10 protein-coding genes are annotated in these 14,119 nt (G+C 59.6%); 3 read left to right on the plus strand and 7 right to left on the minus strand.

The window, feature by feature from the left end; all coding sequences use genetic code 11:
- Both DBR18_RS30140 and prmA read right to left on the minus strand, forming a co-directional pair.
- Nucleotides 1–513, minus strand: a 513-nt coding sequence (locus DBR18_RS30140; RefSeq protein ID WP_256589023.1) for an MJ0042-type zinc finger domain-containing protein, incomplete at its 3' end; no start/stop codon positions are given.
- Between the two features lie 30 nt (nt 514–543).
- Complete coding sequence (prmA, locus tag DBR18_RS27430) at nt 544–1,422, minus strand: 50S ribosomal protein L11 methyltransferase (protein ID WP_108592691.1); 879 nt, start codon at nt 1,420–1,422, stop codon at nt 544–546.
- 185 nt (nt 1,423–1,607) lie between these two features.
- Between prmA and DBR18_RS27435 the strand changes: the two genes are divergently transcribed.
- A complete protein-coding gene (locus tag DBR18_RS27435) occupies nt 1,608–5,594 on the plus strand; it encodes a dermonecrotic toxin domain-containing protein (RefSeq protein WP_108592692.1) in 3,987 nt (1,328 codons plus the stop codon).
- A gap of 180 nt (nt 5,595–5,774) precedes the next feature.
- Here DBR18_RS27435 and accC read toward each other — a convergent pair whose 3' ends face one another.
- From accC to gcbA, 5 genes are all read right to left on the minus strand, one after another.
- Entirely contained in the window at nt 5,775–7,130 is a 1,356-nt protein-coding gene (gene accC / locus DBR18_RS27440) for an acetyl-CoA carboxylase biotin carboxylase subunit (protein WP_108592693.1), read from the minus strand.
- 17 nt (nt 7,131–7,147) lie between these two features.
- On the minus strand, nt 7,148–7,609 hold the full coding sequence (gene accB, locus DBR18_RS27445; protein WP_108592694.1) for an acetyl-CoA carboxylase biotin carboxyl carrier protein: 462 nt from the start codon (nt 7,607–7,609) through the stop codon (nt 7,148–7,150).
- Between the two features lie 48 nt (nt 7,610–7,657).
- A complete protein-coding gene (aroQ, locus tag DBR18_RS27450; protein WP_007914604.1) occupies nt 7,658–8,110 on the minus strand; it encodes a type II 3-dehydroquinate dehydratase in 453 nt (150 codons plus the stop codon).
- Nucleotides 8,111–8,371: 261 nt separating this feature from the next.
- Nucleotides 8,372–8,920, minus strand: a complete 549-nt coding sequence (locus DBR18_RS30410; protein WP_371921168.1) for a methyl-accepting chemotaxis protein — start codon at nt 8,918–8,920, stop codon at nt 8,372–8,374.
- Nucleotides 8,921–10,369: 1,449 nt separating this feature from the next.
- The gene (gcbA, locus tag DBR18_RS27460; RefSeq protein WP_108592696.1) at nt 10,370–12,040 is read right to left on the minus strand and encodes a diguanylate cyclase GcbA; all 1,671 of its coding nucleotides are present in this window, start codon (nt 12,038–12,040) and stop codon (nt 10,370–10,372) included.
- A gap of 322 nt (nt 12,041–12,362) precedes the next feature.
- On the opposite strand from gcbA, the gene DBR18_RS27465 reads away from it, so the two are divergent.
- On the plus strand, nt 12,363–13,511 hold the full coding sequence (locus tag DBR18_RS27465; RefSeq protein ID WP_108592697.1) for a DUF2515 family protein: 1,149 nt from the start codon (nt 12,363–12,365) through the stop codon (nt 13,509–13,511).
- A 1-nt stretch (nt 13,512) separates the two neighbouring features.
- On the plus strand, nt 13,513–14,119 hold a 607-nt coding region (locus DBR18_RS27470), incomplete at its 3' end, for a hypothetical protein (protein ID WP_177482445.1).

Raw genomic sequence — 14,119 nt, forward strand, 5'->3', positions numbered from 1 at the left:
GGGCTCGGGCAGGCGCTCATCGTCGCGGGCGCTGAACAGGCTGTCGCGCCACACCGTTTCATCGGCTTCCTGGCTGTCGCGCCGGGCACTCAGGGATTCATCGCGCTGACGACCGAATTCGGTGGTCGGCTGAATTTCCCGTTGTTCGAGGCGGGCCAGTTCTTCGTCCAGATCGAGGCTGTCCAGGTCCAGCTCGCTGGCGCTCCATTGCTTCTGGCTGATGGCGCGCGGTGCGGGCGGTTCGATGCTGGCCGGTGCTTCAACCACTGGCGGCTGTGCGCTGACCGGTGGTTCGCTGATTTCAGGTCGGGCCTCAAGCGGTGGGACGATGGCCGGGGCCACCGGCGTGACCGCTTCCTTGCCGGCGTGTTGTTCCAGCAGCTGTTTGGCTGCGTTGAACACTTGCAGGCAGGAGCCACAGCGAACCACCCCGCGGGCCACGCTCAATTGAGCATGGCTGACGCGGAAACTGGTTTGGCAATGCGGGCACTGGGTGACGAAACTGTCGGTCATGCGGCGATCCGGTTTATGCAGGCGGTCATTCTAGCGCCGACGGCCGGTGATACGCACCCAGCCATCGCGATTGGCGATCGGGTCCAGATCAAAGTCCTGCGCATAGGCGGCGGCGACTTCTTCACCTTGCTCGGCGAGAATGCCCGACAGCGCCAGACGCCCGCCGGACTTCACCAGACCCGACAATTGCGGAGCCAGCGAAACCAGCGGGCCGGCCAGAATGTTGGCGACCAGTACGTCGGCTTTGACCGGCGGCAGATCTTGCGGCAGGTACAGCGGGAACAGCTCATCGGCGATGTTGTTGCGCCCGGCGTTGTCGCGCGAGGCTTCCAGCGCCTGCACGTCGATGTCGGTGCCAACCGCTTCTTTCGCGCCGAGCAGCAGGGCGGCGATGGCCAGGATCCCCGAGCCGCAGCCGAAGTCCAGGACGTTGCAGTCTTTCAGGTCCTGACCGTCGAGCCATTCCAGGCACAGGGCGGTGGTCGGGTGGGTGCCGGTGCCGAACGCCAGGCCCGGATCCAGCAACAGATTGACTGCATCGGGCTCGGGTGCGGCGTGCCAGCTCGGCACGATCCACAGGCGCTGACCGAAACGCATTGGCTGGAAACCGTCCATCCAGCTGCGTTCCCAGTCCTGGTCTTCGATGACTTCGCTGTGATGCTCGGGCAGCGGGCTGCCGGTCAGCAGCTCCAGATGCGCCAGCACCGGTGCCGGCTCGGTGCCGCCTTCGAACAGGGCCAGCAGGTGCGTGTGCGCCCACAGCGGGGTGGTGTTGAGTTCCGGCTCGAAGATCGGCTGATCTTCGGCGTCCATGAAGGTCACCGAAACGGCGCCGACTTCAAGGAAAGCGTCTTCGTAGGTTTCGGCTTGTTCCGGGCTGATGGCGAGGCGTACTTGCAGCCAAGGCATGGCGGGCACCTTTGAAAAAAATGAGGCAGCCCAGGGCTGCAAAGGGGCGCAGTTTACGCCAGGTCGCCAGCAAAGTGGACACGCCAGTTTCCTGTTACAGATTCCCCGCCCGAATATACATATGTATGGCTCCAGCACATTTTGCGGCGAATAGAGTGAGAGCTCATTTCGCAGGAACGATAGTGATGGACGCCAAGACGGATCTACAAGGGATTGTGAATCAGGACCAGCCTGCAGCCGTTGCTTCTGCTGGCACGGTGCAGCACGCACTGCTGCGATTGCAGCGCTGGCAGCCGCTGATCCAGCAACGCCTGCGCAGTCAGATGACGTTGCTGGGGGCGATGGAAACGTATGTGTTGACCGAGCTGCGTATTCACGTCCCGAATGGCAATATCGACAAGCATTTCGTGACTTCGCTGGTTAATGGGGTACTGCAACAGATCATTGACGGCAAACCGCTGGTTTATCGGCCGATGCAGGATGCACCTTACCGCTGGCCGGGCGGGGGGGATCTGGCGCTGCCTGTCGAACGCCGCGAGACAGTGATCAAATCCGTCGCCGCCGTGGCGGCATATTTTGTTGAGCAATACCGCAATTACCTGCGCGATCATTGGGAAATCGCGGGTCTGGATGCAGAGCTTGTCCGTCTACTGGCGCGAAAGCTCAAGCGCAGCATCGCAAGCATCGACAGAACCTTCGCCCCCGAGCGGCTGACAGCACTGAAAGTCGATCAGTTGCGCAACAGGCTTGAGAAACTGCAGCAGATCCATGCCAGAAGATTCGGCGTGACCGCAATGGTCACATCTCGGGAGCGGCTCCAGCTCGAAACTGTTTCGTTTGCGCAGTTACCGCACTGGCTTCGGGTGCTGAATGTGCCGGACCAAGACCGGCTGCGCAAATATCAGGGGCAGGTAGAGCGGGCCTGGGCGTTGGTGGACGACCTGCTCGAGGGGTTCGGCTCGCTCTTGCAGTACGCCCGGCGGGAGGCCATGCAATACATTCGGCTCAAACTGGACATGGAGGTTGAGCCAGACTCGATTCAGATTAAGCTGCAGTGGCAGACAGCCGTGGGCCAACCGGTGGTGACTCGCAGCCTGAGCGAGCTGATGGCAGCGGGGCCGCTCAGTCGCTCTGTCGTGTCTGTCATCGATGCAGGCTCGGATTTGTCACTGCGTAATCATCCCCTCGATTCGAAATTCATCGCAGATATGCTGTTGAGCCAGGATTACCCGGCGCAATACCTCGACGCACTTACGCAGCAGTGCAGGCGCGGTGATTGGCATGACGCTTTGCACGACTGGTTCACGTTGCGATTGCAGCACAGCGCGTTCGTTGCTCGTTGCGCGGGGCATATGACCGTGTCCGACCATGAACGGCTGGAAAGGCTGTGGAGCAACGAGGCCGGCGGGCAACCGTCGACGGACCTGCGCGTCGCCGGCGTGATCCTGCCCAATGGCAAGAGGTGCAGCGAACTTCTGGTGTTTTACCGCCAGAGCAGCACCGGTGATAACGATGACCTGTTGCTCTATGCGCCGAACAAACCGGATGGTCAAGAATGGGTGCGATTGCCATCGCTCAGGGAGTTGAACGCGGAGCTGGGGGGCTGGATCGCAAGTGAGGCAGGACGGGAATATCTGTTGCAGCAACTTTCCGCCAGCGACCGTCAGGGTGCCCGGGAGATCTTCATCCGGGTGGTGGCCAGATCCGATCTGTGGGATCTGAACTGCGATCTCAGAAGACCCGCAGCGTCCTTTTCCGAATGCCTTCGCGATGTGGTTAAGACCGGGCTGGCGAACAAGCTGGTACAGGTCGAACGCGAAGATTCGCCAGTCTGGTACTCCGCACTTGTGTCTGGGGAACGGGCCAGTGTAAGCAGTCTCAATCAGGAGCTGTTGGTGCATCAGCAGGTTTTCAATGAGCTGTTGGCAGGGTATGAGGTCTTTATCGACTTTGCCAAACGCACCGTTGCCGACCGGATAGCGTTTTATCTGCGCGAAAAGGGGGTTTTGGAGCCGGTAGACCCGGCCACGGTGATGATCGATTACAGCCCGAAAATCTTCGATGGCACTTTACTGGAAGCCAGTCTGCTGGATCTTGCCATCCACGGTTACGATGACAATTCGGGAATAGAACATCCGAAAAGGGGGGTGCGTTCCACCGTCGGCCAGAATCTGAGTCAGCTACGCAGCGCCGAACTTGTGTCGAATGTGCGTTCGGCCTATCTGGGGGAAAAGTACGAGGCAAAAATTCGTGGCGAATTTCTCGATGCGCAAGCTGCTTCTTATGCAGAGCGCCGGCAGGCCTATCAGAATCTGTTGCTGACGAAAATGGAGCGTGATCTGCGTGTGGCCAGAGGCAAGGCGCAAGTGAGCGCTGAAGCGTATTTGTTGCTCCTGGAGCAAATCACGCTTTTGCGCACCCCGCAAGAGCTGACCAAATCCGCGTCCTCCGTGACGAAGTTGTTGGAGAGCGAAGGTTTGATCCGGTTCACTGTCCGTGGGGAGATCGTACTAGGTGTCTACGTGTTTGCTCTGACGAAGCCCGAGAGTGCCCGATGGTTGTATACGCCGGATGCGCCCGACAATATTGCATTTCGCGATTATCAGAGTCTTTGGGGGGAAGCCGCCGCGCATCTGCATGACTACATACTGGCGCGAGTGGCGAATTCCGTTCGCGAAAAGGTTGAAAATTCTCTGCGGTCGATGGCGGCGAGGCTCATGGCGGTGGATCAGTTATTCGAAAACCAGCGTGTGACCGATGTTCGTGACGAGTTCAACAACTTTATCGGGCGCTCCATTTCTGAAGTGCTGGACATCACCACCAGCCGGGCCAAGATGATCAGACAGCAGGTGCTAAAGGGGCTGCTGTATGCATCCGCGCTGCTGTGCCTGGTTTATCCGCCTTTCGCTGTGCTGCTGGATGTCACGTTTTTTGCCTTGAGCGCGGAAAAAGCCATCAATGCGCATCGCGAGGGGGATACCGAAGGTGCCCTTGGACATTGGCTGGAAGCGTCCTGGGGCGCGCTGTTGGGAGTGGTCGGCGGCGCAGGTGCCGGCAAGGTTTTCGCCCGGGCGATCACGAGTCTCAGGCATACGTCCCGACCTGTTTCATTAATGGCCCGACGCCTCAAAAGCACTGCGCCCGTGGCGGTCACGCAAGGTTCGCCGGTGAGAACTGCGCCTGCGCTTGCTCTTGAAAAGATCCAGGCGGTGAAGAAAACACCGCAGAACCTGCAGGAGGTTGTCGAGGAAGGGATTTTTCATGGCACCTGGCGCAGCCCGGCCAGTGCGTCACAGCCTCAAGCGACGTATTACATCCGCAGCAAAGGCAGGTATTACCAGGTGAAGAAGGATCCGCACTTTGATGGGTTGTGTCAGATTGATGCCAGTCGACCCGCAGCACTCTACAACCCGCCCGTGAGTCTGAGCCCATCTGGAAGATGGGTTCAAGGTCGGGTAGGCCTGAGAGGTGGCAATGGCAACGTGCTTAATCTGGGGCGCGTGCAACGTCTGAGTGATGCCTTTCCAGACTCTATCGAGCCCAATGCCATCCGGGGCGCGTTTCAAGGTGAAGCTGTGGTGGCGAAACTCAGCGCAGAGGCGGGAGGAAACTACCTGTTTTCGTTGAATGCGCAAACGTGCGTGATCGCATCGCTTTACAACCCGGCAACCAAGTTCGGGGCAGTCATTCATTTTGATCACAATATCAAGAAACTGATTGAGGCTGCTGTCCAGGATCTTATAAGGCGCATGGGTGGGGCTGCGAAGGATATTCGCTGCACGCTGGTGGGCGGAGACTGGCTGATGAGCGGGGCGGATATCGGCGGTGCGGTCAGGAGTGTAATGAGGCAAAAGGGCTTGCAACCGACCTGGGATTATTGGTCGTATTCTTCTTGTCTGGGTAACACCTATGGTGTTTCGCTGAACTTGAAGACCGGCGTCTCTACAGTGTTCAAGCACACCAGAGACCAGCTCGCAGGGTTCTACAACCCAATTCATCAAGCAGCCGCCAAAGGCATTGATCCGCTATCGAGGCGTGCGATGCAATTCCAGCGCCGTTACCGCCAGAAACCTTTACACGAAGATGCTGGGCAGCGGGTGGTCGACCAGAACAATCTAGAGGCAAAACCCGAAAGTGTTCGAGAGCATGATTTCCGGATCACAGCATTGTGAAGAAGCATGGATTTTTGCGCAGCAAAGCCCAACGGGCCAATAACGTTCCTTGAAAACCCGTTGTTATGAGGGGCGCCAAAAACAAAACACCCTGCGAAGGCATAGCCCTCGCAGGGTGTCGGGGTGACCTGCGGATCAGTCCGGTTCAAATCAACCGGGCTGATCTGCGGTGGTCCAGTCTCAGGACTGTTTGGCCAGCTTGTGCTCGAGGTAGTGAATGTTCACGCCCCCTTTGCAGAAGCCTTCGTCGCGGGTCAGATCACGGTGCAGCGGGATGTTGGTCTTGATCCCGTCAACCACGATTTCATCCAGGGCATTGCGCATGCGGGCCATGGCTTCGTCGCGGGTAGCACCGTAAGTGATCAGCTTGCCGATCAGCGAGTCGTAGTTCGGCGGAACCGCATAACCGCTGTACAGGTGGGAATCGACGCGGACGCCGTTGCCGCCCGGGGCGTGGAAATGCTTGACCGTGCCCGGGCTCGGCATGAAGGTTTTCGGGTCTTCGGCGTTGATCCGGCACTCCAGCGAGTGACCGCGGATCACCACGTCATCCTGCGTGAACGACAGCTTGTTGCCAGCGGCGATGCTGAGCATCTCCTTGACGATGTCGATACCGGTGACCATTTCCGAAACCGGGTGCTCCACCTGAACACGGGTGTTCATTTCGATGAAGTAGAAACGACCGTTCTCGTACAGGAACTCGAACGTGCCGGCGCCACGGTAACCGATGTCGATGCACGCCTTGACGCAACGAGCCAGCACTTCCTGACGCGCCTGCTCGTCGATGCCCGGTGCCGGCGCTTCTTCAAGCACCTTCTGGTGACGACGTTGCAGCGAGCAATCTCGGTCGCCCAGATGGATGGCGTGGCCCTGGCCGTCGGACAGCACTTGCACTTCGACGTGACGCGGGTTGGTGAGGAATTTTTCCAGATAGACCATCGGGTTGCCGAACGCCGCGCCTGCTTCGGAGCGGGTCAGTTTGGCCGAGGCGATCAGGTCTTCTTCCTTGTGCACCACGCGCATGCCGCGACCACCGCCGCCGCCAGCGGCCTTGATGATCACCGGGTAGCCGACTTCACGACCGATGCGCAGCGCCGTTTCTTCGTCTTCCGGCAGCGGGCCGTCGGAACCTGGAACGGTAGGCACGCCGGCTTCGATCATCGCGTGCTTGGCCGATACCTTGTCGCCCATCAGGCGAATGGTTTCGGCTTTCGGGCCGATGAAAGCGAAGCCGGAGTTCTCGACCTGCTCGGCGAAATCGGCGTTTTCCGCAAGGAAACCGTAGCCTGGGTGAATGGCGGTAGCGCCCGTCACTTCAGCAGCTGCGATGATGGCCGGGATGTGCAGGTAGGACTGAGCGGCAGACGCCGGGCCAATGCAGACGGACTCGTCTGCCAGACCCAGGTGCATCAGCTCTTTGTCGGCCTTGGAGTAAACGGCGACGGTCTTGATGCCCATCTCTTTGCAGGCACGCAGAATCCGCAGGGCGATCTCACCGCGGTTAGCGATCAGAACTTTTTCCAACTTCGCAGTCATCAAAGGCTCTCCGCAGTTCAAACGATGGTGAACAGCGGTTGGTCGTACTCAACCGGCTGGCCGTCTTCGACGAGGATGGATTCGATCACACCGCTGGTTTCAGCTTCGATGTGGTTCATCATCTTCATGGCTTCGACGATGCACAGGGTGTCGCCTTTCTTCACGGTCTGGCCGACTTCAACGAAGGCTGGCGAGGTTGGCGAAGATTTACGGTAGAAGGTGCCTACCATTGGCGAGCGGGCCACGGTGCCGTTCAGCGCAGGGGCAGCAGCGGCAGCCGGAGCGACAGCAGCCACTGGAGCAGCGGCGGCCGGTGCAGCGGCCGGAGCCTGCATCGGCGCCGGAGCGTAGTACTGCTGAGCCGGAGTCTTGCTGTGACGGCTGATGCGTACGGACTCTTCGCCTTCCTTGATCTCGAGCTCGTCGATGCCGGACTCTTCCAGCAATTCGATCAGTTTCTTAACTTTACGGATATCCATGAATCATCAACTCCCAAGGGTCGGTCAGGGGCGTTTAACGCTTGTAGTTCAAGTCGTTGCCTGTGTTTCAAGCTGTTCTAGTGCAGCCTCCAGGGCCAGTCGGTAACCGCTGGCGCCAAGGCCGCAGATCACTCCCACCGCTACATCGGAGAAGTAAGAGTGATGGCGGAAAGGTTCGCGTTTGTGCACGTTGGACAAATGCACTTCGATGAATGGGATGCTCACTCCCAGCAGCGCGTCACGTAATGCGACACTTGTGTGTGTAAATGCTGCTGGATTGATCAGAATGAAATCCACGCCCTCACCGCGAGCGGCGTGGATGCGGTCGATCAATTCGTACTCGGCATTGCTTTGCAGATACAGCAGATGATGGCCGGCTTCACGGGCGCGGCGTTCCAGATCCTGATTGATCTGCGCCAGGGTCGTTGAACCGTAAGTGCCGGGTTCGCGGGTGCCGAGCAGGTTCAGGTTGGGGCCGTGCAGCACCAGTAGGGTTGCCATCTGCATGTTCCTTGTTATGAATGGGCAGTCGTCAGAACCCGGCGACTATGCCGCAAAGACTTTGTGACTGTCCAGTTCTCTGCAATAGCCAGCACGATGACCGATGTTTGCGCGAAATTTGTGACTGAGGGATTTGATCCGGTCACTGAGGGCAAACCGTGCAGGAGTTGCCGCAGGTTGCGATCTTTTGATCTTGGTTTTCAAAAGCAAGATCAAAAGATCGCAGCCTCGTTTCACTCGACAGCTCCTACAGGGTCGTGATCAGACGCGGAAGGCTTGTACGGCGGTATGCAGTTGCCCGCCCAATAGCAGCAGGTTCTCTCCCTGTTCGCGACCTTCGCCGATGCGCAGCAGGTTGTCGCCGCCCAATTGATGGATCCGCTCGCTGTGATCGCGAATCTCGCTGACCGCGCCGCTCTGCTGGGCGGTGATGTCGGCGATGCGGATCGCGGTGTCGGAAATGGTCTGGATCGCACCGACGATTTTATCCAGTGCGCCATCTGCAGCTTGTGCCTGACTTGCGGTGGCTTCGGCGTGTTCAACCTGCGCGCGCATGCCTTCGACCGATTGTCGGGCGGCGGTTTGCAGGCCGGCGATCAGTGTCTGGATTTCCGCCGTCGCGCCCGCCGTGCGTTGCGCCAGCGAGCGCACTTCCTCGGCCACCACGGCAAAGCCACGGCCCATTTCCCCGGCCCGTGCCGCTTCGATTGCCGCATTCAGCGCCAGCAGGTTGGTCTGGTCGGCAATCGAGCGGATCACCGTCAGCACGCCACCGATGGTCGCCGACTCCTCGGCCAGGTGCTCGATCATCTGCGCGTTGCCTTGCACTTCGCCGACCAGCGCATGCAGGCCGGTGAGGCTCTGGCCGATCACGTTCTGCCCGTGTTCAACGGCCAGTCCGGCATGGCGACTGGCATCGGCGGCCTGCCGTGCATCGCCAGCGACCTGCTGAATGGTCGCTTCCAGTTCACCCAGCGAATCGCGGATCAACGCCGTGTCGCCGGCCTGATGCTCGGCACCGCTGTGCAGGTCATTGCTCAGTTCCGCCAGGGTGCGGCTGCTGCCGGCGACCTGTTCGGCGTTGCCGCGAATCGTCCCGACCAGATCCACCAGATAGGCACGCAAGCGGTTGAGCGAAGCCTCGATGTCATGCAGTTCGCGGTTGGTTTTGCCCAACTGAATGTCGCGACTGAAATCGCCTTCAGCCCAGGTCGACAGCGCCGGAGCAAGGTTGGTCAGGGTACGGGCCAGGCGCCGCTGCAAGGTGTCGATCAACAGCGCGATCAACAGAATCAGGCCGATCATCACGCCCTGCATCAGGCGTACTTCGCTCTGGATCTGCCCGTGCTGCGCACGTACCACCGGTTCGAGTCCGGCGATGGCTTGTTGCACGGCGGCGATTTTCAGGTGGGTGGCAGTGCTCAGGTCGGTGCGTTTCTGGATCTGTTCGCGGGTGCGCGCCAGCTCCGCCGGGTAGCGGCCGAGCAGGCTGTTGAGTTCGCGTTTGAGGCCGACACCGGCGTCTTCGGCGGCGGCTTTTTCTGTGCTTTCGATGCCCATCATCGCGGCGAAATCGTCGCTGCCCGATTCATTCGTGGCGACCACGCCGAGCAGGGGCAGGGCGTCGATAACCTGAGCCTGGGTGCGGATGTTGCCGACTTCACGCTCGACGTCGGCCGCCAGTTCACTGCGGCCGCTGCTGACCAGTTTGTCGCGGGCCAGCGACAGCTTGCCCAGATGCTGGGAGGCGGCGAGCAGCGGCGTCAGGTACGTCGCGTTGCCGTTGGCGTAGGTGCTCAGTTGATCGAGACTGGCGCTCAGTTCGCGTTCGGCCTGCAGCAACAATGCCTGCGGATCACCGGCCAGTTTGCCGGCCGCGAGCAGGTCGGTCTTGCTGAATTCTTCCAGGCTCGACAGGCTCGGGCGCAGGGTTTCGGCGAGCGTCGGCGGCAGTTCGCCGAGTTCTTTCTGCAAGCCGTCGATGGCCTGGCTGGCACTGCTCAGGCGCAGGGCGTCGCCGCTGGCGAGGTAGTCCTCGACATTGCGTGCCACGTCATTCTGAAATTGCTGCGACAGGCCCAGGTAGCGCTCCATCAAAAGATACGGGCGCTCCAGGGCTTTTTGCGACCACCACAGCGTCGCGCCGAGCGCCACGCAGACGGCGACCAACAGCAGAGTATTGAGATTGGTGAGCAACTTCAGGCGCATGACGGCTACCAACGGCAGAAATGGTAAGCGCCTGAATTTATTGCGGTTCTGTTACAGGGTTATGACCGAATCAGTGGATTCCGATGAAAAAGTGGCACTTTGCTTCGAGTCACGCGCGGTCTGCACCCGGTTGCGTCCGGCGCCCTTGGCGCGGTACAGCGCCTCGTCGGCCTGGCTGGCCATCATCAGGCTGTCGGAATCATCGTGCATTTCCACCACGCCGGCGCTGAAGGTGCACCACAAATCCTGCGGCTGCGCCGGGTAGTGGATTTCGGCGAAGCGCTGGCGGATTTCGTCGAGCACGTTGTGCGCCGCTTCTATATCGGTGTCGGGCATGACGATGGCGAATTCTTCGCCGCCGTAACGACCGATGAAATCGGTCTTGCGCAGACGCTGCTTGAGGAACAGCGCCAGGCTCTTGATCACCCGGTCGCCCATCGGGTGGCCGTGGCTGTCGTTGACCCGTTTGAAGTGGTCGATGTCGAGCATGGCAAAGCTCAGCGGCTTGTTTTCGCGGCGGGCGCGGAACGAGCAGTCTTCGAGCAATTGCAAAATGTGCGTGTGGTTGTACAGGCCGGTGAGGCTGTCGCGGACCATCCGGGCTTTCAGATTGCGCGCGCGGGCGGCGCGGTTGCGCACGGTGGTGATCAGATGCCGTGGCTTGATCGGCTTGGTCAGGAAGTCGTCGCCGCCTTCGCTCATGGCGTCGAGCTGCTTGTCCAGATCGTCCTCGGCCGACAGGTAGATGATCGGCACGCTGACGTAGCGGTCGTTGTGGCGGATGACCTTGGCCAGTTCGGTGCCGGTGCAGGCCGGCATGTACATGTCGAGGATGATCAGATCCGGCTGGAAGTCCGCCAGTTCGGCCATTGCCTGGATCGGTTCGATCAGGGTGCGGGTGACGATGCCGGCGCTGTTGAGCAGGCGCTCGGTGTGCAAGGCCTGGGCACGGGAGTCATCGATGATCAGCACTTTATAAGGTTCGTACTGGGCGACGCAGGTCAGGACTTCGATCTTCTCCAGCAGGCTCGACGCTTCGAGGGTGCCGGTGAGGAATTCCTGGCCACCGGCGCGGACGGCGGCGAGGCGGGTCGGGGTGTCGGTTTCGTGCAGGCTGAAGAACAGCAGCGGCAGCGGCTCTTCCAGACCGACCTGCGCTTCGGCGGCCAGTTGCAGGCCGACGCCGGCGCCGCTGAAATCCACGTCCATGACGATCGCGGCCGGCAGGCGCTCGACCATTGAGGAGCGAAACGCCGACACACTGTCCAGCGCTTGCGCGGTCAGGCCGAAAAACTCCAGCTGTTTGGCCAGCCGCTCGGCGCGGTCGTGATCCTGCAGCATCACGTAGATCGGCTTGCGCAGCGGCGGCAGGAAGGTCTGGTCGAGTTGGTCACCATGCCGCAGGCCGGTGCGCGACAGGCGCTGCATCAAGCGATTGAGGTCGGTGATCAGGCCACTGCTCAGGCGCCCGCGATTGGCATCGACGGCTTCCAGCGACTGGCTGATGTGGTGGGCCAGTTGCGTGTGTTCGGGCTGCTCGAAGCGCTCGGCGAAACGCAGCAGACGCAAGTTCGCTTCGCTCAGTTCCGCGAGGTCGGCAGTGGACCACTCACTGCGTTGCAGGCGCTGCCATATCTCAAGAATCTGACGTGCCTGATGAATTACCCGCTGGGCAAAGTGGTGCTTGAGGCGCTCACGGCTGGGGTCTTCTGGCTCGGTCATATCCTGACTACTAGTTAGGGCGCATGCTGAGATCGACTGGTGGCTCTATGCTAGCACCTCTTTTCCCTTACATGAGTGTCGTACGTCAATAATCTGCAATGCGCCACAATTCAGTTTCTGACCGAACGGTTTTGTTTTTGACTTTCTCGTCGGTGAAGTCCCGGTATTACGGGCTCTTTGGGACGTTTCTTGTAATTTGTGACGAAGTTTCCCACCTTGTTGAAGTCCTTGTCTTTCAGAGTCTTCTGATTTTTTTTCAACCCCTTTCACAGGGTTTACGGACGGGTAGGGTTAAGGGATTCCCCTAGATGCCTTCGCCACCATGACCCGATGTTTCAACCCGCATCCCAGCGATGGATTACCCCTGAACCACAACACCACACCCGTCGCCGAATGTGAGTGCAAGGAAGAGTGGCTGTACGGCGAAAAGATGCGGGTTACCGAGGTTCCGGTGCTGACGTGTCAGTGCCTCTGGCGCGCCTTTCAGCAGGAGGCCGAGAAAGTTGTCGCGCCTGAGGGCGTTCTGATCGCCGATCCCGTTGCACGCAATCGGGCGATCAACGCCGCCTATGCCCGCTTGTGGCAACACGATCCGCGGTTCCAGTGGGCGGGTCTGGCGGCCTTCGCCTCCAAGCAGGTGGGGTGTGGACTGCTCCATGCCGCAGACAGTATCGAACGTATTCGTGCAGAGCGTGAGGCGCGGCAGCGGGTGCGGGATGGTCGCAGCGAGTCCGGATTGCTGACTCCGGAAAAAATGCCTGAGCAAGCCGATGCGTTGCGCGAGTACGACGAAGCCCGGGCGCGCAATCCTGTGTCGTCGCTGGATTTCCGTGGCCCCGGTGAAGCGTTGTCGGTGGTGCAGCAACAGTTCCGGCATGTGTACGAGATGATGGCGATGGGCAATACCACGCTGTTTCTGGATGTGTATCCGTTGCATCAGTTTTATGCGGTGCGTGGGTTGGCGGAATTGAAGAAGTGTTTTGAGGAACGGCAAAAAATATGGGGGCACGCAAAGTTTCCGGTGCTCTGGCCGGTGGGGAAGGAAACGCTTGGTTTTGGGAAAGACTTTTCAGAAATCCTGGAAGCATTTGAGGCGATTGAATCGGGGAATATTGCCAAGAGTGTGGAGCATCTGGCGTGGCACGAGCAACGAAACATTCTTCAGCCAACCATCTACGAAAACCTTCATCTGGTGGCGCTGCTACGGGGCAACCATTTTTCTTACGTGACGGATTTCCCCTCAGGCGTTGCCCAAGCCATCGAGTTGACCCTCACCAGTCAGTGCCAGCGTGTCGATGATGGCCGGACCATCGGTTTCGATACTAATCCACTAGCGGATTTATCCGATATCGATCAACGAATGGCGTTCGTGCTTCGGGCGGCGGCTCAATTTGACCAGATGCTCAATAACGACAATAGAAATGCGCTAGCACAATCCATCCATGAAATTGCCGCCATGGAAGGGAGTTAACGTGCGCTTCTCTCTGTTCAACAGGCGCTGTTGGGTGTCGTTGGTGCTTTGTACTGTTTTAGCGATAGCCGCCGCCCGTCTACTGACGCAGCCATTGTGGGACGAGCCCGTGATTACCGTGAAAATGGGGGGAACATATGAATACATGGAAGCGCACTCGACAGCCGGATTCAAGGCGTGGGGTCGCGGGGCAAGCGGTGTTTCGGGTGGGATCCCGAAGACCGACGCCCGCCTGCGCTTTATTGACTCGCAGTACGGATTCGAAACACCACTGGCGCGTTTTTTTACGCTGACCTTCGTTGGCAACCTGGTCAGCGACATCCGCATGTCCCCGCAAATCGAGCCATTACTCATCGACGATGCGCTGAAGGTCGTTGTCGATCTGCAGGCACAGTGGTGCGCAAAGGGCTGGAAACCGATGGGTACGCGGCGCAATCCGACAATGGCGGATACCCCCGAGTGGCGCGCATACGTCAGACAAGATGTGCCTCCGGGACGTTCTTATTGGCAGGCCGGCGACAAATATCAGGCAATGCTGTTGCTGGAACAATTCCGAGACTCCAGGCATCCGGATCAGGAGCGCTACCTCATCACCCTTGAGGTAGCCG

Origin of the sequence: Pseudomonas sp. HMWF021 (assembly GCF_003061005.1) — a bacterium.
GTDB lineage: Bacteria > Pseudomonadota > Gammaproteobacteria > Pseudomonadales > Pseudomonadaceae > Aquipseudomonas.

Coding starts and splice junctions, on each gene's coding strand:
- prmA (WP_108592691.1), bottom strand. CDS start 1,422: ATGCCTTGGCTGCAAGTACGCCTCGCCATCAGCCCGGAACAAGCCGAA.
- DBR18_RS27435 (WP_108592692.1), top strand. CDS start 1,608: ATGGACGCCAAGACGGATCTACAAGGGATTGTGAATCAGGACCAGCCT.
- accC (WP_108592693.1), bottom strand. CDS start 7,130: ATGACTGCGAAGTTGGAAAAAGTTCTGATCGCTAACCGCGGTGAGATC.
- accB (WP_108592694.1), bottom strand. CDS start 7,609: ATGGATATCCGTAAAGTTAAGAAACTGATCGAATTGCTGGAAGAGTCC.
- aroQ (WP_007914604.1), bottom strand. CDS start 8,110: ATGGCAACCCTACTGGTGCTGCACGGCCCCAACCTGAACCTGCTCGGC.
- DBR18_RS30410 (WP_371921168.1), bottom strand. CDS start 8,920: ATGATCGAGCACCTGGCCGAGGAGTCGGCGACCATCGGTGGCGTGCTG.
- gcbA (WP_108592696.1), bottom strand. CDS start 12,040: ATGACCGAGCCAGAAGACCCCAGCCGTGAGCGCCTCAAGCACCACTTT.
- DBR18_RS27465 (WP_108592697.1), top strand. CDS start 12,363: ATGACCCGATGTTTCAACCCGCATCCCAGCGATGGATTACCCCTGAAC.